We start from the raw sequence: 1,059 nt of genomic DNA, 5'->3' as shown, positions 1-1,059 counted from the left end.
CAAGCCCGAGCCGGCCCCGGCACAGCAGGCCCCGGCGCAGCAGCAGGCCCCCGCGGCGCAGCCGTCGGCCGCGTCGCAGGTCACCGGCGGGGAGGGCGCCTACGTCACTCCGCTGGTGCGCAAGCTCGCCGGTGAGAACAACGTGGACCTGTCCTCGGTGAAGGGCACCGGTGTCGGTGGCCGCATCCGCAAGCAGGACGTGGTGGCCGCGGCCGAGGCCGCCAAGGCGCAGGCTCCGGCCGCCGCTGCCCCGGCGGCGAAGACCGCGGCGCCGCAGGCGTCGCCGCTGCGCGGACAGACCGTGAAGATGTCGCGGATCCGCAAGGTCATCGCCGAGAACATGATGAAGGCGCTGCACAACCAGGCGCAGCTGTCCACCGTCGTGGAGGTCGACGTCACGCGCGTGATGCGGCTGCGCGAGCGGGCCAAGGAGGGCTTCCTGGCCCGGGAGGGCGTCAAGCTCTCGCCGATGCCGTTCTTCGTGAAGGCCGCCGCCGAGGCGCTGAAGGCCCACCCGGCCGTCAACGCCAAGATCAACGACGACGGCACCGTGACCTACCACGATGTGGAGAACATCGGCATCGCGGTGGACTCGGAGAAGGGCCTGATGGTCCCGGTCATCAAGGGTGCGGGCGACCTCAACATCGCCGGCATCGCGAAGAAGACCGCGGAGCTGGCCGGCCGGGTGCGCACCGGCAAGCTGAGCCCGGACGACATGTCCGGCGGCACGTTCACGATCAGCAACACCGGTTCGCGCGGTGCGCTGTTCGACACGATCATCGTGAACTACCCGCAGGTCGCCGAGCTGGGCATCGGTGCCACCGTGCGCCGTCCGGTGGTCATCAACCACCCGGAGCTGGGTGAGACCATCGCCATCCGCGACATGGCCTACCTGACGCTCTCCTACGACCACCAGCTGGTCGACGGTGCCGACGCCGCCCGCTACCTGGGCGACGTCAAGGCCCGCCTGGAGGCAGGCGAGTTCGAGGGAGAGCTGGGTCTCTGACCCGCTCCCCGCACGCAGACGGCGGTGCCCCGCCCGGAGCAATCCGGGCGGGG

At 71.0% G+C, this 1,059-nt stretch carries 1 protein-coding gene; it reads left to right on the top strand.

The window, feature by feature from the left end:
* Positions 1-1,006, top strand: a 1,006-nt coding sequence (gene sucB, locus ACYVE9_RS28035) for a 2-oxoglutarate dehydrogenase, E2 component, dihydrolipoamide succinyltransferase (protein WP_461030692.1), incomplete at its 5' end; no start/stop codon positions are given.
* Between the last annotated feature and the right edge of the window lie 53 nt (positions 1,007-1,059).

The organism is Streptomyces sparsus, from assembly GCF_054776295.1.
The sequence above is the reverse complement of the archived record's forward strand: the minus strand, read 5'-3'. Positions and strand labels throughout refer to the sequence as shown.